We start from the raw sequence: 595 nt of genomic DNA on the forward strand, positions 1-595 counted from the left end.
AGAAGAGGGGCTCGTTTGCGAGCCAAATTCACCGAAATGAGCGTCGATTCGATTCGTTATCCAGAAAATTTGACGCGTCTTGATCTGCAAGCCGATCCGACAGTTCATTAATCAGCGTTTCCCTAGTTCAGGAAATTGAAGCGACGAAAGAACTATATGCGCTTAGGAAAACAGCTAAAACACAAGTCGATAAAATTCGCGAACGCTTGACGGCGTACCTTGGAAATGATGCGGATGACCCGGTCTTTTCGGCGTTTAAAAAATCGTTGATAACGTATCCTGCCACCGTACAGCCGATGAATTTATTGAATTGGCCAAGAGGCGCAAGGTGCTCGGCAAACCGCCAACATCACCGGGAAAGGATACGATTGGGGATGAACTGATCTGGGAGACCTTGGTCGCTTGCGTTAAGGACGACCTGATTATTGTTTCTGGTGATAAGACATTTTCAAACAACATTCCCGTTCTTAAGTGTTCACGAGAAATTGACTTGAAATCTGGTGCTGTATCCGCCGAGCAGCTCAGCAAGTTCAGCGTCGATGGTTTCCCGGGTCCAGGTGACGAAGCGTCGCCAGTGGTATTTGAAGTGCTTCCA

Annotated in this window: 1 protein-coding gene; it reads left to right on the forward strand. The window is 47.6% G+C overall.

Going from position 1 to position 595, the window contains the following annotated elements:
• Positions 1 to 328 precede the first annotated feature (328 nt).
• On the forward strand, positions 329 to 595 hold a 267-nt coding region (locus tag F6X37_RS35995), incomplete at its 3' end, for a hypothetical protein (protein ID WP_222945051.1).

It is taken from the genome of Paraburkholderia sp. 31.1, assembly GCF_014397645.1.
GTDB classification, from domain to species: Bacteria; Pseudomonadota; Gammaproteobacteria; order Burkholderiales; family Burkholderiaceae; genus Paraburkholderia; species Paraburkholderia tuberum.